The sequence below is a fragment of the Amycolatopsis antarctica genome, assembly GCF_002262875.1.
Classification (GTDB): Bacteria; Actinomycetota; Actinomycetes; order Mycobacteriales; family Pseudonocardiaceae; genus Amycolatopsis; species Amycolatopsis antarctica.
The window spans coordinates 1-25,221 of the sequence record NZ_NKYE01000007.1 but is presented as its reverse complement, the minus strand read 5'-3'; the positions used below and the strand labels follow the sequence as shown (position 1 = coordinate 25,221).

Sequence of the window (25,221 nt, the reverse complement as noted above, 5' to 3'; positions counted from 1 at the left end):
GAATCCGAGAACTATTCACGTTTATTCGCTGGTTCCCAGCGTGGGGCTCGCGAAGCGGCGATGGGAGACACTTCGGTGCCACGACACAGCTTCCCGAACGAGTTCACCTGGGGCGTCGCGACGGCCTCGTTCCAGATCGAGGGAGCGACGCGGGCCGACGGCCGCGGACCGTCCATTTGGGACACATTCACCGGCACGCCCGGAAAGATAGCGAACGGCGAGAACGCCGACGTCACCGCCGATCACTATCACCGCTATCCCGAGGACATCGCGCTGATGCGCGACCTCGGCGTCGACGCCTACCGGTTCTCCTTCGCCTGGCCCCGAATCCAGGCAAGCGGCTCCGGGCCGGCCAACCCTGCCGGACTCGACTTCTACGACCGCCTCGTCGACGGCCTCTGCGAGGCGGGCATCGCGCCCGTCGCCACCCTCTACCACTGGGACCTCCCGCAGCCACTGGAAGACGCGGGCGGCTGGCTTTCCAGGGACACCGCCGAACGCTTCGCCGACTATGCCGCCATCCTCGGCGAGCGCTTCGCCGACCGGATCACCATGTGGATCCCGATCAACGAACCGATGGTCACCACCGTGTACGGCTACGCGATCGGTGAGTACGCCCCCGGCCGCACCCTGCTGCTCGACGCGATTCCCACCGCACACCACCAGAATCTCGCCCACGGCCTCGGCGTCCGCGCACTGCGCGCGGCCGGGGCGGGCAGCGTCGGCACGGCGAACAACCACGGCCCGGTCTGGCCGGTCACCGGCAACGACGCCGACCGCGCCGCCGCCCGGCACCTCGACGTGCTGCTCAACCGCCTCTACGCCGACCCGGTACTGCTCGGCCGGTACCCGGAGGAACTCGCCACCCACCTGCCCGAGGGCTACGCCGAGGACCTGCCGGTGATCGCCGAACCGATCGACTTCTACGGCGTCAACTACTACGAGCCGCAGGCCGTCGCCGCTCCCGGCGAAGGGAATCCGCTGCCGTTCGAGCTGCGCCAGGTCGAGGGGTATCGCCGCACCACCAACGACTCGCCGGTCGTGCCCGGCGCGTTCCGGGAACTGCTGACCGGCATGCTCCGCGACTACGGCGACGCCCTGCCGCCCATCCACATCACCGAGAACGGCTGCGCCTGCGCCGACGAGGTCGGCCAGGACGGCACCGTGCACGACCCCGACCGGGTGGACTTCCTCGACCAGCACCTCGACGCCGTCCGGTCCGCGATGGCCGAGGGCGTCGACGTACGCGGGTACTTCGTCTGGTCGCTGCTGGACAACTTCGAATGGTCCAAGGGATACGCGCCCCGGTTCGGCCTGGTGCACGTCGACTACGACACCCTGCGCCGCACCCCCAAAGACTCGTACCACTGGTATCGGAAGCTGATCGATGGCTAGGGCGGCCGGGCGGGACGTGGGCCCCAGCGCACTCGACGAGCCGAGGACCCCGGTGCGGCTGGGCTGGACGAGCCTGCTGTTCCTCGCCAACCTCGGACTCTGGTTCGCCCTCATCACGCCGATCCAGCTTCTCTTGCCGCAACAGGCCGAACTTCTCGACGCGGCGGCCAAGGAAACGATCTTCGGTCTCGTCGCGGGTGCCGGCGCGCTCGTCGCCGCCGTGGCCGCACCGCTGGCCGGCGCCGCCTCCGACCGCACCAGCTCACGCTTCGGCCGCCGCGGGCCGTGGGCGGTCGGCGGCGCCGTCACCGGCGGGCTCGGGTTCCTGGCGCTCGCCGGAGCACAGGACGTCCCGCAGATGACGGCCGGCTGGTGCCTCGCCCAGGCCGGACTCAACGCGACGCTGGCCGCGCTCTCCGCGGCACTGCCCGACCGGGTTCCGGTACTCCAGCGCGGACGGGTCGCCGGAGTCGTCGGGACCACCCAGATCCTCGGCACGCTCGTCGGAACGCTGGTGATCACCACCTTCATCGCCGGCCCGGCCGGCGGCTACCTCGTCTGCGCGGCCGTCGTGCTGGCCTGCGTCCTCACGTTCGTTCTCAGCACCGAGGACGCCGTGCTGCCCCGCTCCGCCGCGGCACGGCAACCGCTGGGCGCAGCGCTGCGCGGACTCTGGGTGTCGCCGCGCGAGCATCCGGATTTCGCGTGGGCCTGGGGCGGGCACTTCCTCACCCAGGTCGGCAACGCACTCGGCGTCATGTACCTGTTGTTCTTCCTCACCGACGTCGTACGGCTGCCCGACCCGGAGGGCGGTCTGCTGATCGCGATGGGCATCTACGCCGCGGCGGTCGTGCTCGGCGCCGTCGTCACCGGCACCCTGTCCGACCGGTCCGGGCGCAGGAAGCCCTACATCTACCTGTCCGTGGCCGTGATGGCCGTCGCGTCAGCGCTGCTCGCCGTCTGGCAGACCTGGCCGGGAACCATGCTCGCCGCGCTCCTGCTCGGGCTCGGCTTCGGCGTCTACGCCGCAGTCGGCCTCGCGCTGCTGACGCAGGTACTGCCCGCCGCCTCCGGTCGCGCCAAGGACCTCGGCATCCTGAACATTTCGAACTCACTGCCGCAGGTGCTCGCCCCGGTGATCGCGACGGTCGTGCTGACCACTCCGGCCGGCTACCGCGGCCTCTACGCCCTCGCCGCCGTGCTCACCCTGCTGGCCGGAGTCCTGCTGAGCCGCGTCCGCGCCGTCCCCTGAGTAATCCGCGACGGCCGATAAGCGACCAATGACGGCGACTCGTAAGTAAACGTCCACTAGCCGGATGCCAGCTTCGCCACGGTGCTTATTCAACGCGACGAGAACAATTGCCGGCAGGTCGGGTAACGCCTTACCGGCAGGTCGGGCTGGAATTCTGGGAAGGAATCGACGCGCTCACGCGATGCGCGAGTGCGCGCATCGGGGCTGCGTAAGGAGATCCTGGATGACCAGGTAGGAAAGCCAACACGTGGGTGGGCGTTGGGGCCGCGGACCGGTGCCGGTCGGGGGAGGGGGAGTGCAACGGCACCGGCCCGCGGAGTTTCGGGGCCGCAATGTGGGCGGGGAGCCACAGCTTGCGTTCTGCAATTTTTGGGCCAGTGGCCTCTGTGGATCAAGATAGCTGGCGGACAGCTACTCCGCTAGCCATTCGGGCGAACTTTTTAAGATTAATCGCAGAGTTCTTGCCGCAAGGGGTGTGGCTGGAACCGGCCACTGGAACCTCACGTTGTTGAGTTGTTTGGCCGACGGTCGGCTCGCCTCGTTCGGGGGTACGGACGAGCCAACCGTCGGGGACGGCGAGCTACCGGAGTCTTCCCAGCGGGGCTGCTGGTCGGCCGGAACTCGCCTGCCGGTGGGGCTATCGCGCCGATGCGGCGACGAGAGCGTGCCTGCCGGTGGTCTCGGCCGCCGGGACCCGGCGGGGAAGCGGTGCCTGGCGGGCCGGGGGCACCGTCTCCTGTTGCATGGCGGGCTCGGGGGCGCGTCGCCGACCGGGCCGGACGTTCTGCTGGGGCGCGAGGCCGCCGGCCACCAGGTGCTCATGTGCGACCTGCCAGACCGAGCACGGAGCCTTGCACCGGTGCCAGCGGGTGGAGCAGGTCGGGCAGTCACCACGCTCGTCGGGCTCGTGCGCACGGAGCATGGCCCGCCAGCCGTCGGTCAGCCGCGGCAGTTCGGACCGTGCCACCGAGACCAGAGATGCCGCGTCGGCCTGGTCGGCCAGGTCGGAGAGCATGTCGAGGCGTTCCCATACGGCATTGCGGAGAACCTGCCCGAGGATCTGATCCACGTAGAACTCACCGTCACCTTTCCGCCAGTTTGGCGGCCTCGTTGAGCGCGGCACGGAGCTGGCCGAGCTGGCCACCCGTCATCCGCGCGGTTTCGCCGGGGGGTCCCACAAGGACCACCTCGTCGTTGTCCACGAACACGGTCACGCAGCGCTCGCGGCTGATGAGATCGCCGCACTGGATGCGCCAGACCGTGTGCTTGCCCTCGTTCCTGCGCACACCGGAGTCCTTCGGGGAGGACGCCGCGGGTGCGACCGACAGGGCGGGGCGCTGGGCCGGACCGCGGTCCTCGCCGCGGGAGGAGCGCGCGGAGTTCGCGGTGATGTCCGCTTCCGCGGCGAGCGAGTCGACGAGTGCCATCGTCTGCTCCGATCTGCCCGGCGGCTTCCGCCGCGCTCCGTAACTGCCTGTCGTAGCTCTGAGTGATCGCGGACCGTGGCGGCTCGCTCACAGAGAACTGAGGACTACATTGCGGTGAAAAGCGAGCCGATAGAAGGTGGGATCGCCGTCATAGCGGCGACCGGGCCTGGTTCCACGTTAAGCGGTCGGCGGATATCGGCCCTGCCGATCAGACAGCACAAACGGGGTTTCGCGCGGTTGAATGAGGTTTGCCTACTCTTCTCGACGACGCCCAACGGACTGCGAGGGTGCGCAATGGACATCGGCAAGATCTCCAAGGTCTCCGAGACCCGCAAGGGTCACCCCGTCCCTCCTGACACGTGGGAGGAACGGGACATGCGCGATGCGCTGGCGGCCCGGGAGATCAGCACGGTGTACCGGCTGCTCCGCCGGGTCGGCATATCGCAGCGGCAGATCGCCGCGATGACCGGCCAGTCGCAGTCCGAGGTGTCGGAGATCCTCAAGGGCCGCCAGGTCATGGCCTACGACGTGCTCGCCAGGATCTCCGACGGCCTGGGTGTCCCACGTGGATACATGGGCCTCGCGTACGACGAGGCGACGGCGGTACAGGTCGTCAGCGCGGCAGGCGCGGTCGGCGGCGAGCAGGCAGAGGAGGGCGAGGCCGTGAAGAGGCGGAAGTTCCTCGCACACGCTGCCCAGGTCACGATGGGAGCGGCGGTCTTCGGATCCGCTCCGGAGGCCTGGGCCGCATCCCCGGCGCGCACCCCCGCGCCCGGTCGGATCGGCATGACGGACGTGCGCCAGGTGGAGGCCGCGACGCGGGCCCTGCGCGCACTCGACTACCAGTACGGCGGCGGTTTCTGCCGGGACGCCGTGGTCGCGCAGCTCTCCTGGGGCCAGCAGATGCTCCAGTCGAACGGCGCCGATCCGGTGAAGCACCGGCTCTACGTGGCGCTGGCCGACCTGCACAGCCTGGCCGGCTGGACCTCGTTCGACACCGGGCTGGTCGATTCGGCGCGCGGGCATTTCGCGAACGCGCTCGACCTGGCCAAACAGGGCGACAACCACCCGCTCGTCGCGAACGTCCTGTATCGGATGGGCCGCGTCTACCTGCACCAGAACGCGCCGGACGACGCGCTGAAACTCTTCCAGCTCGGCCAGATCGCCGCGCAGGAATCCGGCTCCGAGCTGGCCGTCGCGGTGCTCTGCGCCAACGAGGCCTGGGCCTACGCGATGATGGGCAACAGCACGCAGGCCACCAAGCTGCTCGGCCGGACGAAGGACGAGTTCTCCCGCGCCGACCTGGAGAACGCCGAGTCCTGGGTCAAGTTCTTCAACGAGACCGACGTCCACGCGATGATCGGCACCGTGCACACGGTGCTGGCGCAGACGGCGGACCCCTCGCACACGAAGTACGCCATTCCAGCGCTGACCAGGGCGATCGACTCCTACGGCGACGACATGGCGCGCAGCAAGACGTTCAACCTGAGCGCGCTCGCCACGAACCACCTGCTCGACGGCGACATCGAGCACGGTGCCAAGATCGGCCGCAGCGCGCTGGACTCGGCGGACGGGCTCAAGTCGGCGCGCGTCAAGGACCGGATGAAGCCCCTGCTGATCGAGGCCGAGCGGCGCAAGAACAACGCCGACGCCCGCGATCTCGCCGAGCGTCTCAACGCCTTCTACGCGGCCTGAGCGACGGCGAGCGGCCCACCTTGGACGGGCGTTTCACCAGGGAGAAGCTGGATGCCGCCCTGGCCGCCTTCTGCGCCCAGCTCGACCTCGACCCGCGTGACGCGACGCTGATCCGGTTCACCAACAACGCCGTGTACTCGCTCGCCTCCGCGCCGGTGGTGGTGCGGATCGTCGGCTCACGGACCCTGCGCCACCGGGCGGAGAAGGTCGTCGACGTCGCTCGTCACTTCGCCGAGCACGGCATCCCGGCCATCCGCCTGCTGCCGGGTGTCGAGCAGCCGCTCGTCGCCGGCGAGCACGTGGCCACGGCCTGGTCGACGGTGGTGCCCGCGCAGCGCCGCTCCACCGCCGCAGACCTGGCATTTCTGCTACGCCGCGTGCACGAGCTTCCGGTCCCGGACGGTCTGCCGGAGTGGAACCCGCTGGACGACGTGCGGGCTCGCATCGACGACGCCGAGGAACTCGATCCCGGCGACCGCCGCTTCCTGCTGCTGCGCTGCGACCAGGTGGACGGCGCGCTGGCCGGGCTCGAGTTCCGGTTGCCGCGCGGGCTCGTGCACGGCGACGCGCACCCGGGGAACGTGATCGTCGGGCCGGACGGTCCGGTGCTGTGCGACTTCGACTCCACCAGCGTGGGGCCGCCGGAGTGGGACCTGACGCCGCTCGCCGTCGGCCGGGAACGTTTCGGGGACCCGGCGGGCCGGTACCGCATGCTCGTCGACGAGTACGGCTTCGACCTGACGGCGTGGGACGGCTACCCGGTGCTACGGCTGGCCAGGGAACTCAAGTTGACGACCAGCGTGCTGCCGATCCTGCGGAGCAGGCCGCACGTCCGCGGGGAGCTGATGCGCAGGCTCGACGATCTGCGTGCCGGCCGTACCGGAACCCCGTGGTCCCGTTACCGCTGACGACCCGCGCCATTCCTACTTTCGGACCGGAAAAGGCGGCATTGGGCGACAGAATCGTGCCGTTCGTCGTTTGTGGATTCGGCATTTCTCACCGTTACCAATTCGGCCGGGCTGGTCACTCTGGTTGTGGACCGACGCGGCCAAATGTGCAAGTTGCAGCTCCGTAGCGTGACTGCCAGCGGGAACCTCACGAGACCGGGGCGCGGGTGAGCACCACGGCGAAGCCGAAAGCCAGCCCCATCACCGCCACTTCCAGAGCGGCCCAGGCGGCCAGCGCGGTGTGTTTGTGCGCCTCGATCTTCGGCAGCAGACGCCAGCGGACGTGCGCGCCGAGAATCGCGATCACCACCGTGCAGGTCAGTTTCAGCAGGACGAGCTGCCCGTACGGCGTGGTGAACACGCCCTCCAGGAAGCCGAGGTTCGGGTTCAGATTGATCTCGACGATGCCGTTGAACAGCCCGGTGGCCGTGGACAGCAGCAGGCAGAGCGTGGCGAGCTTGGAGAACCGCGGTAGCGCGTGCGCGAGTAGCGTCCGATTGCCGACGAGCAGGACGCCCATCGCGCCGAGCCCGCCGGTCCACGCGACGGCGCTCATCACGTGCAGCTCCATCGAAATCATCGTGTAGTCGTGGAAGTCCCAGTTCGAGGCGTGTCCGGTGACGGGCAGCGGCAGCAGCGTGAACAGGCCGACGCCGACGCGCACCTCGGCCGGCACCTTCTCGCCGTGCCGCAGCGACAACACGCCCAGCCACACCTGAACCAGTGCCAGCACGGCGATGATCAGCAGCGCCTTACCCGCGCCGACGCCCGCGACGTACTCCCACACGTCGCCCGGCCCGACGGTGCCGAGCTGCGGCCGGTACTCGGCCGTCTGCAGGATCAGCGCGACGAACGCCGTCACCGACCAGACCAGCGCGGCCGCGACGGCGGCGGGCCGGGCAAGCCGTAACACAGGTTCGGTCAGTTTCGGCCGGTCGTAACCGACCAGCACGGACAGCAGCGCCAACCCGACCGTCACGACCGCGGCGATGTCCAGCAGCACCCGGACGATCGGGATGGCGACCGAGACCACCTCGCTGACCTCCGTGACGCCCGGGACGGGCGCGGTGGCGGTCAGTGCCACCCCGATCAGCGTGGCCAGCAGCGCGGCCGTGACGAAACCGATCAGCGTGGAGTGGCGGACGTGCGAGGTGGTCCCGGCCCTGGTCATGACTTCGGGCTCTCCTTACCGGTCCGCAGCGCCAGCACCAGGCCGACGCCGAGCAGGAGTACCGCGCCGACGATCCACACCCACACCGGGACGCCGCCGGAGCCGGAGTCCGCTTCGGACGCCTGGGTCCCCGTTCCGCCGGAGGCCGCCGCGTCTGCCGGGGCGGGCGTGCCGTTGCCCGCCGTGGTGAGGGTGAACCGGATCTCGCCGGGGACGGGGTGACCGTCGGCGGACAGGATCCGGTAGCCGACGGTGTACTGGCCCGCCGGCCCGAGCGGGCGCACCGGTGCGGTGACGACGTTGCCCCGCACCGAGATCTGCCCCTCGGCCCACTGGCTGCCGTCCGGGCCGGTCACCGCGACCTGGTTGGAGTCGCCCGCCTGCACGTACTGGTCGAAGGTCAGCGTCACCACGGGCGGGGCCGCGGGCAGCGCCGCGTTCTCCGCCGGATCCGAGGACACCAGCACGTTGTGCGCCGACGCGGGAACGGCCAGGCCGAGCAGTGCGAACGCGGTCAGCAGTACCGCGACGGCCGCGCGCCTCATTTGCCGGCACCTGCCTTCCGCGCACGCAGGGTCGCCCCGGCGCCGATGCCCAGCCCGAGCGCGCCGACCGCCAGCCCGGCACCGCCGAGCCAGCGGGCGGTCTCGTCGGTGCCGGACGCGCCTTCCGCGCCGGACGCGGACGCGCCCTCGGCCGCCTGCTCCCCGCCGTGCCCGTGACCGTGGCCATCACCGGAGGCCGGGGCCAGCGTGACGGTCGGGGCCGGCTTGTCCGGTTCCTCGCCGTTCTCCGGGGTCGGCTGGTCCCAGTTGACGACCTTGCCGCTGGTGTAGGTCTGCGCGGCGGGCAGCAGCATCTCATCGACGTCGGCGGGCAGCGGACCGGCGGAGATCTCGAACTCCTGGTACTCGCTGCTGCCCGCCTTGATCTCGCTGCCGGGCTGCGCCGTCCAGCTCACCTTGGTGACGGCCTCGGTGACGTCGGTGCCGCTGGCGTTCTTGACCGGGGTGGGCAGGGCGGTCTTGACCACCTCCGCCGTCCAGCCGGGGACCGGCTTGGTGCGCACGGAGCCCAGCGCGTACTCGGGCTTGACGGTCAGCTCGACCTTGTTGGTGCCCGCGTCCTTTTCCTCGTTGGGCACGCGGAGCACGATCGCCCCGTAGCCGCCCTGCTGCGGTTCGTCGCCGTAGACGACGGCGGTGACGTGAGCGGAGGCGATGCCCGCGCCGAGCAGGCCGGTGGCACCGACGACGACCGCGGTGAACGCCGCGCGCCGGAAGACACGAAGTGTCGTCATGAAGGAAAACTCCTGAAATAGTCATGAAATCCCGGAGGAATCCGTTGTGATTCCTCCGGCTCTGGGTGGATTGCGTCGGTTCAGGAGAAGACCGGCGGTCCACGGACGCCGTGCGCGCGACGGAAGTACAGCTCGATCAGGGCCTGCCCGGCGCGGCTCCTCGGCTCCGGACGGGCGAGCGGGCCGGGCACGGGCAGTGACCGGAAGACGGTCGGCACAACGAGGCGCAGGGTCGCGGCCACGAGTCGCAGCAGACGCTCGGCGCGGGCCAGCACCACGGCGGTGAGCCCGGTGGCGAGCACGTGGGCCATCGTCATCGCCGTGCCGTCGGTGGCGGCCGAGATGGCGTGGCCGTGCCCGGCGAGTTCGGTCAGCACCACGTGCATGAGCAGCTGACCTGCGGCGAGGACGGCGAGGATGCCGAGCACGCCCCGGGTGCGCTCGGCAAGGAACGTGGACGTCCAGCCGATGATCGCGGTGAGCAGGATCGTCAGCGGGAGGTTCGGCAGGCCCCCGTCGGCGAGAGTGTGCGCGGTGGTCCCCAGACCCGCGGACGAGATGGCAAGCAGGCAGCCGCGTACTGTGCGTAACGCAGCGCGACCATCGGACCTCTTGCTCACCCGGCAAGGGTATGGGATCGCTGCCCGGTGTGGTGACCTCCCGGCTGCCACACGTGGCCCGCGCTACCGGAAATGGTTCTGAATCGTTGTCTTTGCAGGTCAGAGGTAATCTGAGAACCGGTTAACCGCTAAATCACCGAGAGGGGGCGGTTGCCGATCTTCGGATGATGGTGAAGCTTATTTCCACCAGTGACGGCTACGGGGGCCAGTGCTGATCGCGACTCGGTGGGTCCTCGGGGTTTATCCTGCTACACCGAATGGGTTACATCAGTCGTAAGGAGGTCGCGCCGACGGCGCGTACGCATGTCTACCGATTCCAAAGACATAAAACCTGAGCAGGACGCGGTTGTCGAGGACAGCCACGCCAATGCGCTCGACACGACCGGGTCGGGTCACCACGAGGAGGAGCAAGTACCTGCGCTGGCGGCCGACAAGCCTGCCGAGACCGACAAGGTCGTGTTCGCGGTGGCCGCCGCCCTGGCGCTGGTGGTCGTCATCTGGGGTGTTTCCTCCCCGACCAGTTTGGCGAACGTGTCCTCCACGCTGCTGAACAACGCGGTCATCCCGTTCGGTGGCTGGATCTTCGTGCTCGTGGCGACCGGCTTCGTCGTGTTCGCCCTCTGCCTGGCGATCAGCCGGTACGGCCGGATCCCCTTGGGTGCCGACCGGGAGAAGCCGGAGTTCCGGACTTCATCGTGGATCGCGATGATGTTCAGCGCCGGCATGGGCATCGGCCTCATGTTCTTCGGTGTCTACGAGCCGGTCTCGCACCTCGCGAGCCCGCCGCCCGGGACGAACGCGCCGGGGTCCGACGAGGCCGTGCACACGGCCATGGCCACCACGCTGTTCCACTGGACGGTCCACCCGTGGGCCATCTACGCCGTGGTCGGACTGGCGATCGCCTACAGCACCTTCCGCAAGGGCCGCAGCCAGCTCATCAGTTCGGTGTTCGCGCCGCTGCTGGGCAAGCGCAAGACCGAGGGCCCGCTGGGCAAGGCCATCGACATCATGGCCATCTTCGCCACGCTGTTCGGTTCGGCGGCCTCGCTCGGCCTCGGTGCCCTGCAGGTCGGTGGCGGTATGGCCTCGGTCGGCTGGATCGAGAACCCGGGCAGCCTGCTGATGGTCGCCATCATCGCCGTGCTGACGGTCGCCTTCATCGCCTCCGCCGTGTCCGGTGTGGCGAAGGGCATCCAGTGGCTGTCCAACATCAACATGGTGCTCGCCGGTGTGCTGGCGTTCTTCGTGCTGGTCGTCGGCCCGACGGTGCTGATCCTGAACCTGGTGCCGAACGCGATCGGCGACTACTTCCGTGAGCTCGCCGAGATGTCCGGCCGCGCCGGTGTCACCGGTGGCGACGAGATGCAGACCTGGTTGGGCGGCTGGACCGTCTTCTACTGGGCCTGGTGGATCTCGTGGACGCCCTTCGTCGGCATGTTCATCGCCCGCATCTCGCGTGGCCGCACCATCCGGCAGTTCATCATCGGCGTCATCGCGGTGCCGAGTGTGGTCAGCCTGATCTGGTTCGCCATCTTCGGTGGCGCGGCGATCGACCGTCAGCTCAACGGCGTGGACATCGCCGGAGCGGGCGGGGAGGAAGTGGCGACGTTCTCGTTGCTGCAGACGCTTCCGTTGTTCATTCCCATCGCGATTCTGGTGATGGCACTGGTGTCGATCTTCTTCGTCTCGGGCGCCGACGCGGCCTCGGTCGTGATGGGCACCCTGTCGCAGAAGGGATCCGTGCATCCGCAGAAGAAGGTCGTGATCTTCTGGGGTGTGCTGATGGGTGCGGTCGCCGCGGTGATGCTCCTGGTCGGCGGTGACGACGGACTGAAGGGCCTGCGAGATCTGACGATTCTCATCGCGGTGCCGTTCGTCGTGGTGATGGTCGCGCTGTGCGTCTCACTGTGGAAGGACCTTCGGGACGACCCGTTGATGAAGCAGGAGGACGCGATGATGAATTCGTTGCGTGAGCTGCACGAGGAGCGCAAGCAGGATCGGCTCAAGGACAAGCTCACCAGGCGAGGTCGCAAGTCGTGAACCTCTTCGAGTACATCGCGGACCGGTGGAGCAAGCTCTCGCTGGAGAGCCTCCTCCACGTCAGTGCCGTCGTGCAGTGCACGATCATCGCCGCCGTCATCGGAGTGCTCATCGGTGTCGCGGTGTATCGGAGTCCGATCGGATCGGCGGTGGCCACGGCGTTGGCCAGCACGATCCTGACCATTCCGTCGTTCGCCTTGCTGGGTCTGCTGATCCCGGTGATCGGCCTCGGCACCGGCCCCACCGTGGTGGCGCTGGTGCTCTACGCCCTCCTGCCGATCGTGCGCAACACGATCGTCGGGCTGGGCGGGGTCGACCCGGCGATCAGCGACGCGGCAAAGGGAATCGGGATGAACCGGTTCGGAGTGCTGACCAGGGTCGAGCTCCGGCTCGCCTGGCCGGCCATCCTGGCCGGCATGCGCGTGGCCACCCAGATGCTGATGGGTATCGCCGTCATCGCCGCCTACGCCAAGGGCCCCGGCCTGGGCTCGGAGGTCTTCTCCGGGCTGACGCGGGCGGGCAGCGCCAACGCTACGAACCAGGCCCTCGCCGGCACGCTCGGCGTCGTCATCCTGGCACTGGTGCTGGAAGGCATCTACGCACTGATCGCTCGCATCACCGTCTCGAGGGGTGTCCGTGGCTGAGACAACTGAAAACAACAAGGCCGTTTCCGGCGTCGAGATTCAGCTCGACCAGGTGACGAAGCGGTACCCGGGCACCCGGGAACCCGCGGTGAACGAGTTCACCATGACCGTTCCCGCCGGGCAGATCGTGATCTTCGTGGGCCCTTCGGGCTGCGGTAAGACCACGACGATGCGGATGATCAACCGGTTGATCGAGCCGACCTCCGGCAAGATCACCATCGGTGGCGAGGACGCGCTGTCCCTCAACGCCGACACCTTGCGCCGCAAGGTCGGTTACGCGATCCAGCAGGCCGGGCTGTTCCCGCACTTCACCGTCGCGCAGAACATCGGCGTGGTGCCGGGCCTGCTCGGCTGGGACAAGAAGCGGATCGACGACAAGGTCGAGGAGATGATGGATCTCGTCGGCCTGGACGCCGGCGACTTCCACGGCCGGTACCCGCGTCAGCTCTCCGGCGGTCAGCAGCAGCGCGTGGGTGTGGCCCGCGCGCTCGCCGCGGACCCGCCGGTGCTGCTGATGGACGAGCCGTTCGGTGCGGTTGACCCGATCACCCGGGGAAACCTCCAGGACGAGCTGCTGCGCCTGCAGACGGAGTTGCGCAAGACGATCGTCTTCGTCACGCACGACTTCGACGAGGCCGTGAAGCTGGGCGACAAGATCGCGGTGCTGGGCGACCAGTCCACGATCATGCAGTACGACACCCCGGACGCGATCCTGGCCAACCCGGCCAACGACACGGTCGCGGGTTTCGTCGGGGCCGGTGCCTCGCTCAAGCAGCTCACATTGCTGCGGGTGCGCGACGTCGAACTGTCCAAGCCGGACATCACCGTGTCGGTCAACGACTCGGTGTCCACGGCGAAGGAGCAGGCGGCCCGTGCGCGCGGCAGCTTCGTCCTGGTGCTCGACGACCGTCAGCGTCCGATCCGGTGGGTGAACACCCGCCAGCTCGGTGCGGCGACGTCGTTGCGGACCGCGGGCAAGCCGTTGCTGGACATGGTGAGCACCCAGTCCACGCTGCAGGACGCGCTGGAGGCGATGCTCGCCGAGGGCGGCAGCGTTCCGGTCACCGGTTCGCGTGGCGAGTACGCCGGCATGATCGACCTGGACACCGTCATCGCGACGATCCAGCAGCTCCGTCAGGAGCACGCGGACGATCACGCCGGCAGTGACGCATGAGCACCACCGACGTCGACACCGGGTTGTCCGCCGGATCGAGCTCGAAGCGGGCCGAACGGGTAAGGCTGCTCGCCCAGCCCGCCGCGGTCGTGGTGATCATCGCCGCGGTGCTGCTCTGGGCGTTCGGCAGTGAGCTGAAGGAGACCGAGAAGGAGACGCTGAACGCCTCGGCGATCTTCCAGGCGCTCTGGGAGCACCTGGTGATCACCGTCGTCGTCTCGGCGATCGTGGTGCTGGTGGCCGTACCGCTGGGCGTGGCGCTGACGCGCCCGGCGGGCAAGAAGTTCGCACCGTTGTTCCTGGCCATCGCGAACATCGGCCAGGCGGCGCCCGCATTGGGTGTACTGGTGCTGTTCTTCCTGGTCACCGGCGCGACGGGTGGCTTCTGGATCGTCGTCTTCCCGCTGGCGTTCTACTCGCTGCTGCCGGTGCTGCGGAACACGATGGTCGGCCTCGAACAGGTCGATCCCTCGCTGATCGACGCCGGCCGGGGTATCGGCATGTCGGCCGGTTCGGTGCTGCGCCGGATCGAGTTCCCACTGGCCATCCCGCTGGTGCTGGCGGGTCTGCGGACCTCGCTGGTGCTTGCGGTGGGTACCGCGACGTTCGCGGTGTTCGTCAACGGTGGCGGGCTCGGCACCATGATCGACACGGGCTACAAGCTCAACCTGCCCAAGGTGCTGATCACCGGTTCGGTGCTGGCCGTCGGCCTGGCACTGCTGGTGGACTGGCTCGGTGCGGTCGCCGAGCAGTACCTCGGACCGAAGGGACTGCGATGAGCACCAGGACGAAACGTGTCAAGGCGGCTCTCGCCGTCACGCTGGCGGGGTTCTCGCTGACCGCCTGCGGGCTGGAGACCAACGCGTCGATCCCGTTCCAGATCGAGCCGGGGTCGATCGCAGCCGTGCCGGCGCTGGAGGGCGTCGAGATCACGGTGGGGTCCAAGGACTTCACCGAGAACATTCTGCTGGGCTACATGGCGGAGATCGCGTTGTCGGCGGCCGGTGCCGAGGTCACCGACCTCACCGACATCAAGGGCTCCAACAGTTCCCGGCAGGCACTCGAGGCCGGGCAGACCGATGTCACCTGGGAGTACACCGGCACCGGCTGGATCTCCTACCAGGGCAACGAGAAGCCGATCCCGGACGAGCAGCAGCAGTACGACGCGGTGAACAAGGCGGACCAGGAGCAGAACGGCATCACCTGGCTCGACTACTCGCCCGTCAACAACACGTACGCCTTCGCCACCACGGCGGAGTACGCCGAGAAGAACGGCCTGAACACCACCTCCGACATGACGGAGTTCCTCAAGCAGAACCCGGCCGAGGCCGTGTTCTGCCTGGAAACCGAATTCGTCAGCAGGCAGGACGGGTTCCCCGGTGTGCAGCAGACGTACGGCTTCCCCTCGGGCGAGATCAAGCAGTTCGGTACGGGCGCCATCTACGCGGCGGTCGCCAGCGGCACCTGTCAGTTCGGCGAGATCTTCACGACGGACGGCCGTATCGCCGGGCTGAACCTGAAGGTGCTGGAGGACGACAAGAAGTTCTTCCCGCAGTACAACGCGGCCGCGACGCTGCGTACCGAGTTCCTCGAGCAGCACCCGGAGATCCGGGGCGTGCTGGAGCCGCTCGGCCAGGCGATGGACAACACGCAGATGATCGAGCTGTGCAAGCAGGTGGACGTCGACGGGCGCGATCCCGGTGACGTGGCGCTGGACTGGATGGTGTCGAAGGGCTTCGTGAAGTCCCCGGACAGCACCGTGCAGGCTTCCTGACCGGCAGCTACCGCACGACGAACGGGGCCCGTCACCGAATCGGTGACGGGCCCCGTTTCGCGTTCGTGGTCTCCGGCGCTGGTCTCAGACGCCGAGGCGGCCGAGAAGCTGGTCCTCGAGGCGGTCGAGTTCGGCCGCGACGGCCTTGTGCGCGGCCTTGCGACGGGCGCCTGGCATCCGCTCGGAGGCGCGGATGGTCGCCGCGAGCTGGCGCAGCGTGGAGTCGCCCTTGTCCGCGAACGCCGTGTCGTCCGCGGTCGCCTTCTCCGACTTGCGCAGTTCGGACAGGCCGGTCGCGAGCCCGGAGATCCGGGCGTGCACCGCGGCGCCCTTGCCGCTGAACTCGCCGAGCGAGTCCACGCCGACGCCCAGCTTGCGCGCCTGGACGCGGTCGTAGCTCTCCCTGGCTGCCCCGGCCGCGCGCACCGCGTACGGCGCCAGGATCGGGATCACGGCCGGTGCCAGCACCTTCGCCACGCCCACGGCGTTGCGGGCGCGCTTCGGGGTGAACTTGGGGGCGTCCGCGGACGAGGCGCTGACCGTGACGTCGCCGACGGGCTCGCCCTTCTTGCGCGCCTTCTTCACCGCCTTCTTGGCATCCTTCTTCGCCTGCTTGACGGACTTCTTCTCGTCCTTGTCGGCCCGCTTCTCCGCCTTCTTGGCGGCTTTCGATCCGGCCACGTGCGCCACGGCATCCACGGTCTCGCCCGCGAGCCCTGGCAGCGAGTGGTCGTCCTCTGCGTTCTTGCGCGTCATCCGGCCTGCACCTCCGTGGTTCGTCGCCGTCAAACCTACTGCTCCGCCGGGCGACGGGCATGTCGGCGGGGCCGGTGGGGGTGTCGGGGCATGCTCCTAGAGTGGTGGGGTGAGTTCCGAGGTGCTGCTGGATGCCGGGGCGGTGACCCGCTGCCGGCGTCGGGTGCACCTCGAACACGACGACTCGATGCGGGAGACGCCGCCACGCCCACTCGATCCGGCCACCGAGCAGCGCATCGCGGACGCGGCGGCGCACCGTGCGGACATCGCCCAGCGGCTGGCCGGGGCGACGGCGGGGAGCTGGGTGACCGTGCCCCGCGACCTGCCCACCGGGGCGCGCGGTGTGGCCACCGAACGGGCGCTGGCCGAGGGCGTCGACCTGATCTCCGGGGCGGTGCTGTCCGCCGACCTGGCCGCGGGCAGGCGGGGGCACTCCGAACTGCTGGTGCGCACTCCGCGGGGTTACGTGCCGGTGCTGGTGGTTCGGCATCGCATCTCCGACCGGGGCGCCGGGGCCCGCACCACGCCGATGACCGATCTGGATCCGGCGCACGCGCTCACCGACCCGCAGCGCAAGGTCCGGTCGCAGCCGCGCGACCAGCTCCGTCTCGCGCATCTGCGGCGACTGCTGGAGGCGGCGAGACACGCCGAGCCGGGGCGCGCGATCGGCGGGGTGATCGGGCTGGACGCGGACGTCGTCGTCTGGCACGACCTGGACGCGCCGACCTGGCCGGGCGGCAGCACGGCGATGGCCGAGTACGACAGGCGTTTCGCCGACCGGATCGCCATCGCCCGCGCGGCCGCCTCGGGTGCGGAACCGCTGGCCGAGCCCTCGCGCATCCTGGAGTGCCGCCGGTGCCCGTGGTGGCCGGTGTGCGAGGCGGAGCTGAAGGCGAAGCGCGACGTCAGCCTGGTGGTACGTGGCGAGGACGCGATGGAGCTGCGCAGGCTGGGTGTGTCCACTGTGGACCATCTGGCGGCGATGGATCCGGCGGACGAACCGCCGATGCAGTGGACGTCGAACTCGTTCACCGACTCGGTGATCCTGGCCAGGGCGTGGCTGGCGGATCTGACCGTGGTGCGCCGGGTCGTGCGCACCGAGGTACCGCGCGGCGATGTCGAGGTGGACGTCGACATGGAGAGCTTCGGCGACTCCGGGGCGTACATGTGGGGCTGCCTGCTCTCCGGCGCCGACGTCGGGATTCCGCACGGCTACCACGAGTTCTCCACCTGGGAGCCGTTACCGACGCCGGACGAGGCCCGTTCGTTCGCCCGGTTCTGGTCCTGGTTCACCGAGGTACGGGAGCGCACCGAGCAGGCGGGGCTGACGTTCCGCGCCTACTGCTACAACGCGCTTGCCGAGAACCGGTGGCTGTACGGCTCGGTGGAGCGGTTCGCCGGGATGGACGGAATTCCCTCCCGCGCCGAGGTCCGGTCCTTTGTGGAATCCGAGGAGTGGGTGGACCTTTTCCAGCTGGTCTCGGAGCAGTTCCTGTGTGCGCAGGGCAAGGGACTGAAGGTGATCGCCCCGGCCGCCGGGTTCCGCTGGCGTGACCCCGAGGCGGGCGGCGAGGCGTCGATGGGCTGGTACCGCGACGCCGTCGGGATGGACGGCGGCGAGCCGGACGCCGCCCAGCGGCTGCGTCTGCTGCGCTACAACGAGGACGACGTGCGGGCCACCAGCGTGCTGCGCGAGTGGATGACCGACCGCGCGATGACCGACGTCCCCTACATGCACGACCTCTGACCCCGCCCTCCCTCCCCGCCAAGGCCCGCAATATGGCGACATATTGCGATACCTCGTGCACAAGGCATCGCAATACGTCGCCATATTGCGGTCGCCGGCCCCGCAATTCGTCGACATATTGCGTTTTCGTGCACCGGATCGGGTGGCGGAGCGCTGATCGAACGGTGCGTGAGCGGTGGCTGTGGTAACAAGCGGCCGGGGTGACCGGTCAGCGTGGTGCCATGCGCAGCGAGCCGTCCATCCGGATGACCTCGCCGTTGAGGTAGTCGTGCTCGACGATGCCGAGGGCGAGCTGCGCGAACTCGTCCGGGCGGCCGAGACGCTTCGGGAACGGGATGCCCGCCGCCAGCCCGGCGCGGAACTCGTCGCTGACGGTGGCGAGCATCGGGGTGTCGATGATGCCGGGCGCGATCGTCATCACCCGGATGCCCTGCGAGGCGAGATCACGCGCGGCGGGCAGGTTCATCCCCACGATGCCGCCCTTCGACGCGGCGTAAGCGACCTGGCCGATCTGCCCGTCGTAGGCGGCGGCGGACGCGGTGTTGATGATGACGCCGCGGGCGTCGTCGGCGAGCGGTTCCGTCTTCGCGATCGCCTCGGCGGCGAGGGTGACGACGTTGAACGTGCCGATCAGGTTGATCTCGACGACCTTGCGGAACAGGTCGAGATCGTGGGCGCCCTTGCGGGACAGGATCCGGGCGGACGGGCCGATGCCCGCGCAGTTGACCACCGTGCGCAGCGGGACGCCGGAGCCGGCGGCGTGCTCGACGGCGGACCGCACCTGGTCCGCGACGGTGACGTCGGCCTCGACGTAGGTGACGCCGTCGAGCTGCTCGGCCTTCTCGATCGACGCGGCCAGGTCGAGGGCGAAGACGCGGGCGCCCTTGGCGGCCAGCGCCGCGGTCGTCGCCCCGCCGAGGCCGGAAGCGCCTCCGGTGACGATGGCCGCGGTGTCGGTGATCTGCATGTGTGCGTTCCTTCCTGACCGCGCCGGGGAACCGTGTCGCGCCCGCGCGGTGAGCGCCGTTGATCCTCGGACAGGTTAACGCTCGTTCGCGCGGCCGTCGCCGGTGTGCTCGCTCACTCGCCGGTCCGTCGCGCGGAGTACCCGGACGGGACGGTTCTCGTTCGCGTTCCGGCCAACTCCGGCTGGCACCGTTTCCTGCCATGATCGCTGCTCGGATCGTGGTTGTCGGGACCGGATACGTGGGGCTGACCACCGGGGCCTGCCTTGCCGGGCTCGGCCACCAGGTGACCTGTGTGGACGTGGACGAGGCAAAGGTCGCGCGGCTGGCGGCGGGCCGGGTGGACATCCTGGAGCCGGATCTGGCGGGGCTGGTGACGCGCGGGCTGAGTACCCGGCGGTTGCGCTTCGTCGTCGGCGCCGGAGAGGCCGTCCGGGACGCGGACGCGGTGTTCCTGTGCGTGCCGACGCCGATGGGCTCCGGCGGTGCGGCCGACCTGCGCGCGGTCGAAGCGGCGACCGCGGAGATCCGCGAGGTGCTGCCGCCGGGGAGCGCGCTGGTCACCAAGTCGACCGTGCCGGTGGGCACGTCCGCGCGGATCGCCCGCGCGCTGTGCCGCCCTGACGTCGCCGTGGTGTCGAACCCGGAGTTCCTGCGCGAGGGCACCGCGGTGGCGGACTTCCTCGGCCCGGAACGCATCGTGGTCGGCTCGGACGACGAGGCCGCCGCGCGCCGGGTGGCCGCCCTGTACGAGGACGTGCCCGCGCCGGTGGTGGTGATGGACGCGGCCAGCGCGGAGCTGGTCAAGTACGCCGCGAACTGCTTTCTCGCGGTGAAGCTGTCGTACGTGAACTCGATCGCCGAACTCTGCGAGCGGGTGGGTGCGGACGTGTTCAAGGTGACCGAGGGGATGGGGTACGACCGGCGCATCGGCGGCGCGTACCTGACACCGGGGCCGGGCTGGGGCGGCTCCTGCCTGCCGAAGGACACCGGCGCGATGCTGCGCTTCGCGGAGTCGGCGGGCTTCGACTTCGGCCTGCTCGCGGCGGCGGCGGAGGAGAACCTGCGGCAGCGGGACCGGATCGTCGCGAAGGTGGCCGGGGCGGTCGGCGGCACGCTGGCGGGCAGCCGGATCGGCGTGCTGGGGCTGGCGTTCAAGGCGGGGACGAACGACCTGCGCGATTCGCCTGCGCTGGGCGTCGCCTCGGTGCTGGGTGCGCACGGTGCCGAGGTGACGGCGTACGACCCGGCGATCGGCGGGCCGTTGCCGGGCATGTCGGTGGTGGACGACGCCTACCGCGCGGCGAAGGGGGCCGACGCGATCGTGGTGCTGACCGAGTGGGCTGAGTTCCGGCGGCTGGACTGGCCGTTCGTGGCGGAGCTGATGGCGGGCGAGTCGGTGGTGGACGCCCGTAACCTGCTCGACCCCGCGGCGGTGCTGGACGCGGGCCTGTGCTGGCAGGGCCTCGGCCGTCCGCGCCCCCGCGTGCACGCCCCCGCCTGAGACCGTCTCGGCGGATCGCGGCGGATGTAGTTAGCAAAGCGTACGATCTGGCGCATGTTCACCACGAGGCCGGAACTCGCCGGCACCCACGGCATGGTGGCGTCGACGCACTGGCTGGCTTCCTCGGCGGGCATGGCCGTCCTGGAGGACGGGGGCAACGCCTTCGACGCCGCGGCGGCCGCCGGGTTCGTGCTGCAGGTGGCCGAACCGCACCTGAACGGTCCCGCCGGGCAGGTGCCCGCCATCTTCGTCACCGCGGCCGATCGCACGCCGAGGGTGCTGTGCGGACAGGGCGTCGCCCCGGCCGCCGCGACCCCCGAGCACTTCGCCGACCTCGGCCTCGACCTCATCCCGGGCAGCGGCCTGCTGCCCGGCACGGTCCCGGGAGCCTGGGACGGCTGGCTGCTCCTGCTGCGCGACCACGGCACGAAGTCGTTGCGCGAGGTGCTGAAGTACGCGATCTCCTACGCCGAGCGCGGGGTGCCGGTGCTGGACCGGGTGGCCGCCACCATCGCCACCGTCGCCGGGTTGTTCGCCGACCACTGGCCCGGTTCGGCGGAACTGTGGCTGCCGGGTGGCGTGCCACCGGTGGCCGGGACGCTGCACCGCAACCCGGCGCTCGCCCGCACCTGGGGACGGCTGCTCGCCGAGGCGGAGTCGGTGTCCGGCCGGGAGGCGCAGCTCGACGCCGCCCGCCGAGCCTGGTCGCGCGGCTTCGTCGCGGAGGCGGTGGACGTCTTCTCCAGGCAGGCGTTCCGCGACGACTCCGGCCGGGACCACGCGGGCCTGCTGACCGGCGACGATCTGGCGAGCTGGGAGGCGACCTACGAGGACGCGCTGGTCACCGAGTTCGGCGACTGGGGCCTGGTGAAGTGCGGCGGCTGGACGCAGGGGCCCGCACTGGCGCAGCAACTGCTGCTGCTGGACGGCTTCCGTGACGAATTGTCCTATGTGGATGGTGTGCCGAGCGCACGGACCGTGCACCTGGCCGTGGAGGCGGCGAAGCTGGCCTTCGCCGACCGGGAGGCCTGGTACGGCGACACCGAGGTGCCGCTGGACCGCCTGCTGTCGGCGGACTACATCGCCGCGCGCCGGGCCTTGATCGGGGACGAGGCGAGCGCCGAGCTGCGCCCCGGACTCGACGGCCGGCTGCCCCGGATCCTCGGCGAGCTGCGCGGCGTGCAGCCCGCCTCGGGCGCGATCGGGGAGCCGACCGTCGGGCCGACTGGGCAGACCCGCGGCGACACGGTGCACATCGACGTGGTGGACGCGGCCGGGAACATGGTCTCGGCGACCCCGTCCGGCGGCTGGCTGCAGTCCAGCCCGGCGATCCCGGAGCTGGGCTTCTGCCTGGACTCGCGGGCGCAGATGTTCTGGCTGGAGAAGGGTCTGCCGAACACGCTGGCGCCCGGCAAGCGGCCCCGGATCACGCTCTCGCCGTCGATGGCGCTGCGCGACGGGGAGCCGGTGATTGCCTTCGGCACGCCGGGTGGTGACCAGCAGGACCAGTGGCAGGTGTGCTTCTGGCTGGCGCACACCGTCGCCGGGCTGAACCTCCAGCAGGCGATCGACGCTCCCGCCTGGCACACGACGGCGTTCCCCAGCTCCTTCTACCCGCGCTCCTGGGAGCCGAGGGAGATCGTGGTGGAGTCCCGGCTCGGTGAGTCCACAATGGACGAACTGACCGCACGTGGTCACCGGGTCGTCGACGCGGGGCCGTGGGCGCTGGGCAGGCTGTCGGCCGTGTCGCGCGATCCGGCCACCGGGATCCTGCGCGCGGCGGCCAACGCCCGCGGGATGCAGGGCTACGCTGTGGGGCGATGAGAGCGCGGACGAGACGACTGCTCACCGCCGCCCGGATCGGGCAGGCGCACTGGTTCTTCGGCAACCTGTACGAGGCGGTCGTGCGGTTGCCGGACAGTCTGGCCCGGGCGGATCCCAAGCCCTCGTCGCCGTTCGCGAAGGGCAGCCCGGTGCGGTACTACCTGCCCGCCGCTCCGGTCACGGTCGCGGTGACGCTGGCCGCGACGGTCACCGGCTGGGACGTTCCCGCCGATCGCCCCCGGCTGGCCACCTCCGCCGGCGCCACCGTCACCGGTGCGCTGCTGACGGCGTATCTGGTGCGGGCGGTGAACCTCCGGCTGTTCGTGGCCGGCCCGCCGGTGTCCGAGGCGGAGCGGGACGCGCTGCTGCGCCGCTGGTACCGGTTGAACGCCGTCCGCCTGCTGGCGGCGGGCGGCGCGCTGGCCGTGAACAGGAACTCTCGGTAAGTGGACCTCCAAACGGGCCGGCGGCACGCCGTTCGCGCCGAAGGAGCTGCCGGTGGACCACGGGAGCACCGGGCGTGGCCTCGGTGCTCCTGGCGCGTCGACGGCCGGGAGGTGGCCGTCCGGGTCCGCGAGTTCGCGGGCGGCTGGGCGGCGTTCACCCTCGACGTGCCCGAGGCCGGCCTGCTCGCGAACGGTATCGGCACCCCGCCCGGCGACCTCGACCTGCGGACGGTCGACCCCGCCGGACAGCATGGTTACGGCGTCGACCTCGCCGCACCGCTGCCGGTGGCGCCGCCCGGCGTCCGCGAGCGCGACTGGGCCAGCACCGGACTGCGCAACCCGAACCATGACGGCCCGCACGCCGATCACCTGGCGCTGCTCAGCCAGGGGCGATGACACAGAAGCGGTTGCCTTCGGTGTCGGCCAGCACCACGAAGTCCGCGTCCGACGGGTACTCCCAGTCCACTGTGGACGCGCCGAGGCCGAGCAGTCGCTCCACCTCGGCGGCCTGGTCGTCGGAGTAGAGGTCCAGATGCACCCGGGGACGTTCCTGCCACGGTGTCTCGGACAGGTCGAGCGAGACGTTCGGGCCCGCCCCGGACGCGGGGGAGAGCAGCGCCCAGGTGTCGTCCGCGTCCGCACGCGGGACGTACCCGAGCGCTTCGGTCCAGAACGCGGTCGCCCGCCGTACGTCCGACACGCCCATCACGATCGATCCGACCTTCAGCATGTTCGATCACGCCCCGGGGTTCGCGGGCTGTTCCCACAGCCAGAACTCGATGCCCTGGTCGTCCGCGCAGTCGGCGCTGAGTCCGTAGGGCTGACGCTCCGGCTCGCCCGCCGTGCCGCCGTGCGCGCGTACCCGTTCCAGCGCGGCCGCTAGGTCGTCCACGGCGTACATCAGCTTCCAGCCGACCTGACGGCCCGGTCCGCCCCACAGGCCACCCTGCACGCCGTTGCCCTCGACGGCCCAGCCGCCCTCGACGCTGCCGGGGGAGAACTGCCAGCCGAGCACGGCACCGTAGAACGCCTTCGCGGCGGTGTCGTCCGGGACCTGGAAGGTGAAGTACCCGGCCTCGCCGTGCCGGATGCCCGGCGTGCCGTCCGTGGACGGCGGCGGTGCCTGCGCGATGAGCCAGCGCTGGCCGAAGGGGTCGCGCATCGAGACCGAGCGGCCGTGCCCGGTGTCGCCGCGGTCGTCGACTTCCACGCCCCGGGCACCCGCCCGCGCGATCACTCTGTCCACATCGGACACCTCGACCCGGATGAGCGGTCCGCCCGAGGGGGCGACCGTGTTGCCCATCTCCGGGAACTCCTCGGCCATCATCAGCACCGAGTCGCCGATCGCCACCTCGGCGTGGCCGACCTTGCCGTCCGGCATCACGATCGGTTCGGCTCGTCTGCTCGCGCCGAACACCTCGACGTAGAACTCGATGGCCGCCCGTGCGTCGGTGACCACCAGGTACGGCGTCAGGGCGTGCATACGGGCGGAAATCTCGGTGGTCGTCATGTCTCCTCCGGTCAGCAGTTCGGCACGCAGTCGTTCCTTCAACGCCGACGCGAATTCCGGGTCGGGTTCGATCGCGTGCGCGGGCCTGTGGAGGGCGTCGAAGTTGTCGTACGGACCAGTCATCGCTGCCCTCCCTCGTACTCACGGCGGAATGCGGACCGCGCCCGCACCAGCAAGGCCTCCGTCGCATGGAGCGTCCGGCCCAGGTGTTCGGCGACCTCGGCGACGCCGAGACCGTCCAGGTAGCGCAGGGTCAGCGCCGCCCGGTGGTGCGGGCCCAGCCGGGCCAGCACCTGCCGGGCGAGCAGCGCGTCCAGTTCGGTGTCCCACGGATCGTCCGACTCCGGCTCGGTGTCGTGTACCAGCCGCAGGCCGCGTTCCTCGCGTTCCCGGCGACGCCAATGGTCGACCAGCTTGTGCCGGGCGATCCCGATCAGCCAGCCGACGCTCACCTCGACGCCCGGTTTGCGGGCGCCGGACACGGCACCGAGGAAGGTCTCCGAGGTCAGCTCCTCCGCCAGCGTGCGATTTCCGCACCGGGACAGCAGGTAGCCGTACACCTCCGGCAACGCCGCGTCGTACATCCCGAGCAGCGCGAACGCCGGGTCCGGACGTACCCGTGGCTCGCTCATACCCTCATCGTCGTACGGGGACTGTCTTCTCCGACGGGTCCGGCGCGACTTCTTTTCGCCGGTTCATCCGGATGGTCACCAGGTGCCGTCGTTGCCCACCCGTCCGGTAGACGCTCACCACCCAGGTCCCGCACGGCGCGGCCACTCGTCCGAGGTAGTCCTCGGCGCAGGCGCGGGTGTACCGCACCAGCCAGTTCTCCCGGCGGCTTTCCTTGTGTTCCAGGCAGAAACCCATGTCGTCGACGTGTTCGGTGAAGCGGTGTACCCGTTCGGGGCTGCTGAAGGGATCTGTGACATCTGAGATCGCTTGCTGATGTGCAGGCTGGAAGGATGTCGCTGTGCCCAAGCCCTATCCCCGTGAGTTCCGTGAGGACGTCGTGCGGGTCGCGCGGAGTCGT

General features: G+C 70.0%; 26 protein-coding genes. 14 read left to right on the top strand and 12 right to left on the bottom strand.

Translation table 11 applies throughout. The annotated features are described in order from the left end of the window. The first annotated feature begins 60 nt into the window (after nt 1-60). Both CFN78_RS12960 and CFN78_RS12955 read left to right on the top strand, forming a co-directional pair. Complete coding sequence (locus CFN78_RS12960; protein ID WP_094863030.1) at nt 61-1,395, top strand: GH1 family beta-glucosidase; 1,335 nt, start codon at nt 61-63, stop codon at nt 1,393-1,395. Next, nucleotides 1,388-2,647: an MFS transporter gene (locus CFN78_RS12955; protein WP_094863029.1), complete on the top strand. Its 1,260-nt coding sequence runs from the start codon at nt 1,388-1,390 to the stop codon at nt 2,645-2,647. The genes CFN78_RS12960 and CFN78_RS12955 overlap by 8 nt, the downstream gene beginning before the upstream one ends. 637 nt (nt 2,648-3,284) lie before the next feature. Here CFN78_RS12955 and CFN78_RS12950 read toward each other — a convergent pair. Together CFN78_RS12950 and CFN78_RS12945 are read right to left on the bottom strand one after the other, a co-directional pair. Continuing rightward, nucleotides 3,285-3,716, bottom strand: coding sequence for a hypothetical protein (locus CFN78_RS12950; RefSeq protein WP_094863028.1), 432 nt, complete (start codon nt 3,714-3,716; stop codon nt 3,285-3,287). 13 nt (nt 3,717-3,729) lie between these two features. Continuing rightward, complete coding sequence (locus CFN78_RS12945) at nt 3,730-4,074, bottom strand: hypothetical protein (RefSeq protein WP_094863027.1); 345 nt, start codon at nt 4,072-4,074, stop codon at nt 3,730-3,732. Nucleotides 4,075-4,449: 375 nt separating this feature from the next. On the opposite strand from CFN78_RS12945, the gene CFN78_RS12940 reads away from it, so the two are divergent. Together CFN78_RS12940 and CFN78_RS12935 are read left to right on the top strand one after the other, a co-directional pair. Further along, the gene (locus tag CFN78_RS12940; RefSeq protein ID WP_205660516.1) at nt 4,450-5,769 is read left to right on the top strand and encodes a helix-turn-helix transcriptional regulator; all 1,320 of its coding nucleotides are present in this window, start codon (nt 4,450-4,452) and stop codon (nt 5,767-5,769) included. Between the two features lie 20 nt (nt 5,770-5,789). Continuing rightward, nucleotides 5,790-6,677: an aminoglycoside phosphotransferase family protein gene (locus tag CFN78_RS12935; RefSeq protein WP_094863025.1), complete on the top strand. Its 888-nt coding sequence runs from the start codon at nt 5,790-5,792 to the stop codon at nt 6,675-6,677. Between the two features lie 187 nt (nt 6,678-6,864). Here CFN78_RS12935 and CFN78_RS12930 read toward each other — a convergent pair whose 3' ends face one another. From CFN78_RS12930 to CFN78_RS12915, 4 genes are all read right to left on the bottom strand, one after another. Continuing rightward, nucleotides 6,865-7,887, bottom strand: coding sequence for a copper resistance D family protein (locus CFN78_RS12930; protein ID WP_094863024.1), 1,023 nt, complete (start codon nt 7,885-7,887; stop codon nt 6,865-6,867). Beyond that, the gene (locus tag CFN78_RS12925) at nt 7,884-8,432 is read right to left on the bottom strand and encodes a copper resistance CopC family protein (RefSeq protein WP_094863023.1); all 549 of its coding nucleotides are present in this window, start codon (nt 8,430-8,432) and stop codon (nt 7,884-7,886) included. Before CFN78_RS12925 ends, CFN78_RS12930 begins: the two co-directional genes overlap by 4 nt. Beyond that, nucleotides 8,429-9,187, bottom strand: a complete 759-nt coding sequence (locus CFN78_RS12920; protein ID WP_094863022.1) for a YcnI family copper-binding membrane protein — start codon at nt 9,185-9,187, stop codon at nt 8,429-8,431. The genes CFN78_RS12925 and CFN78_RS12920 overlap by 4 nt, the downstream gene beginning before the upstream one ends. Before the next feature lie 80 nt (nt 9,188-9,267). Then, nucleotides 9,268-9,807: a hypothetical protein gene (locus tag CFN78_RS12915; RefSeq protein ID WP_094863021.1), complete on the bottom strand. Its 540-nt coding sequence runs from the start codon at nt 9,805-9,807 to the stop codon at nt 9,268-9,270. A gap of 303 nt (nt 9,808-10,110) precedes the next feature. Here CFN78_RS12915 and CFN78_RS12910 point away from each other — a divergent pair, with 303 nt between their 5' ends. Genes CFN78_RS12910 through CFN78_RS12890 form a run of 5 tightly spaced genes read left to right on the top strand, consistent with a single transcriptional unit; the run spans nt 10,111 to nt 15,439 of the window. Beyond that, entirely contained in the window at nt 10,111-11,847 is a 1,737-nt protein-coding gene (locus CFN78_RS12910; protein ID WP_094863020.1) for a BCCT family transporter, read from the top strand. Then, nucleotides 11,844-12,491: an ABC transporter permease gene (locus CFN78_RS12905; RefSeq protein WP_094863019.1), complete on the top strand. Its 648-nt coding sequence runs from the start codon at nt 11,844-11,846 to the stop codon at nt 12,489-12,491. The genes CFN78_RS12910 and CFN78_RS12905 overlap by 4 nt, the downstream gene beginning before the upstream one ends. Beyond that, nucleotides 12,478-13,665: an ATP-binding cassette domain-containing protein gene (locus CFN78_RS12900; protein WP_094863018.1), complete on the top strand. Its 1,188-nt coding sequence runs from the start codon at nt 12,478-12,480 to the stop codon at nt 13,663-13,665. The genes CFN78_RS12905 and CFN78_RS12900 overlap by 14 nt, the downstream gene beginning before the upstream one ends. Beyond that, nucleotides 13,662-14,444, top strand: a complete 783-nt coding sequence (locus CFN78_RS12895; RefSeq protein ID WP_094863017.1) for an ABC transporter permease — start codon at nt 13,662-13,664, stop codon at nt 14,442-14,444. Before CFN78_RS12900 ends, CFN78_RS12895 begins: the two co-directional genes overlap by 4 nt. After that, entirely contained in the window at nt 14,441-15,439 is a 999-nt protein-coding gene (locus tag CFN78_RS12890) for a glycine betaine ABC transporter substrate-binding protein (protein WP_094863016.1), read from the top strand. The genes CFN78_RS12895 and CFN78_RS12890 overlap by 4 nt, the downstream gene beginning before the upstream one ends. Nucleotides 15,440-15,523: 84 nt before the next feature. On the opposite strand, the gene CFN78_RS29775 is transcribed toward CFN78_RS12890, so the two are convergent. After that, on the bottom strand, nt 15,524-16,195 hold the full coding sequence (locus CFN78_RS29775; protein WP_240519429.1) for a DUF6474 family protein: 672 nt from the start codon (nt 16,193-16,195) through the stop codon (nt 15,524-15,526). Nucleotides 16,196-16,304: 109 nt separating this feature from the next. On the opposite strand from CFN78_RS29775, the gene CFN78_RS12880 reads away from it, so the two are divergent. After that, nucleotides 16,305-17,942, top strand: a complete 1,638-nt coding sequence (locus tag CFN78_RS12880; RefSeq protein ID WP_094863015.1) for a TM0106 family RecB-like putative nuclease — start codon at nt 16,305-16,307, stop codon at nt 17,940-17,942. Nucleotides 17,943-18,150: 208 nt separating this feature from the next. Here CFN78_RS12880 and CFN78_RS12875 read toward each other — a convergent pair whose 3' ends face one another. Further along, complete coding sequence (locus CFN78_RS12875; protein ID WP_094863014.1) at nt 18,151-18,909, bottom strand: SDR family NAD(P)-dependent oxidoreductase; 759 nt, start codon at nt 18,907-18,909, stop codon at nt 18,151-18,153. A 200-nt stretch (nt 18,910-19,109) separates the two neighbouring features. On the opposite strand from CFN78_RS12875, the gene CFN78_RS12870 reads away from it, so the two are divergent. The 4 genes from CFN78_RS12870 (at nt 19,110) to CFN78_RS12855 (ending at nt 23,077) form a co-directional block, all read left to right on the top strand. Further along, on the top strand, nt 19,110-20,411 hold the full coding sequence (locus tag CFN78_RS12870) for a UDP-glucose dehydrogenase family protein (RefSeq protein WP_094863013.1): 1,302 nt from the start codon (nt 19,110-19,112) through the stop codon (nt 20,409-20,411). A 54-nt stretch (nt 20,412-20,465) separates the two neighbouring features. Next, entirely contained in the window at nt 20,466-22,235 is a 1,770-nt protein-coding gene (locus CFN78_RS12865) for a gamma-glutamyltransferase family protein (protein ID WP_094863012.1), read from the top strand. After that, entirely contained in the window at nt 22,232-22,681 is a 450-nt protein-coding gene (locus CFN78_RS12860) for an anthrone oxygenase family protein (protein WP_094863011.1), read from the top strand. The genes CFN78_RS12865 and CFN78_RS12860 overlap by 4 nt, the downstream gene beginning before the upstream one ends. 111 nt (nt 22,682-22,792) lie before the next feature. Then, the gene (locus tag CFN78_RS12855) at nt 22,793-23,077 is read left to right on the top strand and encodes a hypothetical protein (protein WP_094863010.1); all 285 of its coding nucleotides are present in this window, start codon (nt 22,793-22,795) and stop codon (nt 23,075-23,077) included. On the opposite strand, the gene CFN78_RS12850 is transcribed toward CFN78_RS12855, so the two are convergent. Genes CFN78_RS12850 through CFN78_RS12835 form a run of 4 tightly spaced genes read right to left on the bottom strand, consistent with a single transcriptional unit; the run spans nt 23,061 to nt 25,169 of the window. Continuing rightward, nucleotides 23,061-23,411 carry a VOC family protein gene (locus tag CFN78_RS12850; protein WP_094863009.1) on the bottom strand — a complete coding sequence of 117 codons (351 nt, stop codon included), beginning with the start codon at nt 23,409-23,411 and terminating at the stop codon, nt 23,061-23,063. The two genes, CFN78_RS12855 and CFN78_RS12850, sit on opposite strands and share 17 nt — an antisense overlap. Before the next feature lie 6 nt (nt 23,412-23,417). Continuing rightward, entirely contained in the window at nt 23,418-24,314 is an 897-nt protein-coding gene (locus tag CFN78_RS12845) for a VOC family protein (RefSeq protein ID WP_094863008.1), read from the bottom strand. Then, nucleotides 24,311-24,823, bottom strand: a complete 513-nt coding sequence (locus CFN78_RS12840) for an RNA polymerase sigma factor (protein WP_094863007.1) — start codon at nt 24,821-24,823, stop codon at nt 24,311-24,313. Before CFN78_RS12840 ends, CFN78_RS12845 begins: the two co-directional genes overlap by 4 nt. A 4-nt stretch (nt 24,824-24,827) precedes the next feature. Beyond that, entirely contained in the window at nt 24,828-25,169 is a 342-nt protein-coding gene (locus CFN78_RS12835; protein WP_133116338.1) for a hypothetical protein, read from the bottom strand. Nucleotides 25,170-25,221 lie beyond the last annotated feature (52 nt).

Coding starts and splice junctions, on each gene's coding strand:
- CFN78_RS12960 (WP_094863030.1), top strand. CDS start 61: ATGGGAGACACTTCGGTGCCACGACACAGCTTCCCGAACGAGTTCACC.
- CFN78_RS12955 (WP_094863029.1), top strand. CDS start 1,388: ATGGCTAGGGCGGCCGGGCGGGACGTGGGCCCCAGCGCACTCGACGAG.
- CFN78_RS12945 (WP_094863027.1), bottom strand. CDS start 4,074: ATGGCACTCGTCGACTCGCTCGCCGCGGAAGCGGACATCACCGCGAAC.
- CFN78_RS12940 (WP_205660516.1), top strand. CDS start 4,450: ATGCGCGATGCGCTGGCGGCCCGGGAGATCAGCACGGTGTACCGGCTG.
- CFN78_RS12930 (WP_094863024.1), bottom strand. CDS start 7,887: ATGACCAGGGCCGGGACCACCTCGCACGTCCGCCACTCCACGCTGATC.
- CFN78_RS12925 (WP_094863023.1), bottom strand. CDS start 8,432: ATGAGGCGCGCGGCCGTCGCGGTACTGCTGACCGCGTTCGCACTGCTC.
- CFN78_RS12920 (WP_094863022.1), bottom strand. CDS start 9,187: ATGACGACACTTCGTGTCTTCCGGCGCGCGGCGTTCACCGCGGTCGTC.
- CFN78_RS12910 (WP_094863020.1), top strand. CDS start 10,111: ATGTCTACCGATTCCAAAGACATAAAACCTGAGCAGGACGCGGTTGTC.
- CFN78_RS12895 (WP_094863017.1), top strand. CDS start 13,662: ATGAGCACCACCGACGTCGACACCGGGTTGTCCGCCGGATCGAGCTCG.
- CFN78_RS12890 (WP_094863016.1), top strand. CDS start 14,441: ATGAGCACCAGGACGAAACGTGTCAAGGCGGCTCTCGCCGTCACGCTG.
- CFN78_RS29775 (WP_240519429.1), bottom strand. CDS start 16,195: ATGACGCGCAAGAACGCAGAGGACGACCACTCGCTGCCAGGGCTCGCG.
- CFN78_RS12875 (WP_094863014.1), bottom strand. CDS start 18,909: ATGCAGATCACCGACACCGCGGCCATCGTCACCGGAGGCGCTTCCGGC.
- CFN78_RS12870 (WP_094863013.1), top strand. CDS start 19,110: ATGATCGCTGCTCGGATCGTGGTTGTCGGGACCGGATACGTGGGGCTG.
- CFN78_RS12865 (WP_094863012.1), top strand. CDS start 20,466: ATGTTCACCACGAGGCCGGAACTCGCCGGCACCCACGGCATGGTGGCG.
- CFN78_RS12860 (WP_094863011.1), top strand. CDS start 22,232: ATGAGAGCGCGGACGAGACGACTGCTCACCGCCGCCCGGATCGGGCAG.
- CFN78_RS12850 (WP_094863009.1), bottom strand. CDS start 23,411: ATGCTGAAGGTCGGATCGATCGTGATGGGCGTGTCGGACGTACGGCGG.
- CFN78_RS12845 (WP_094863008.1), bottom strand. CDS start 24,314: ATGACTGGTCCGTACGACAACTTCGACGCCCTCCACAGGCCCGCGCAC.
- CFN78_RS12840 (WP_094863007.1), bottom strand. CDS start 24,823: ATGAGCGAGCCACGGGTACGTCCGGACCCGGCGTTCGCGCTGCTCGGG.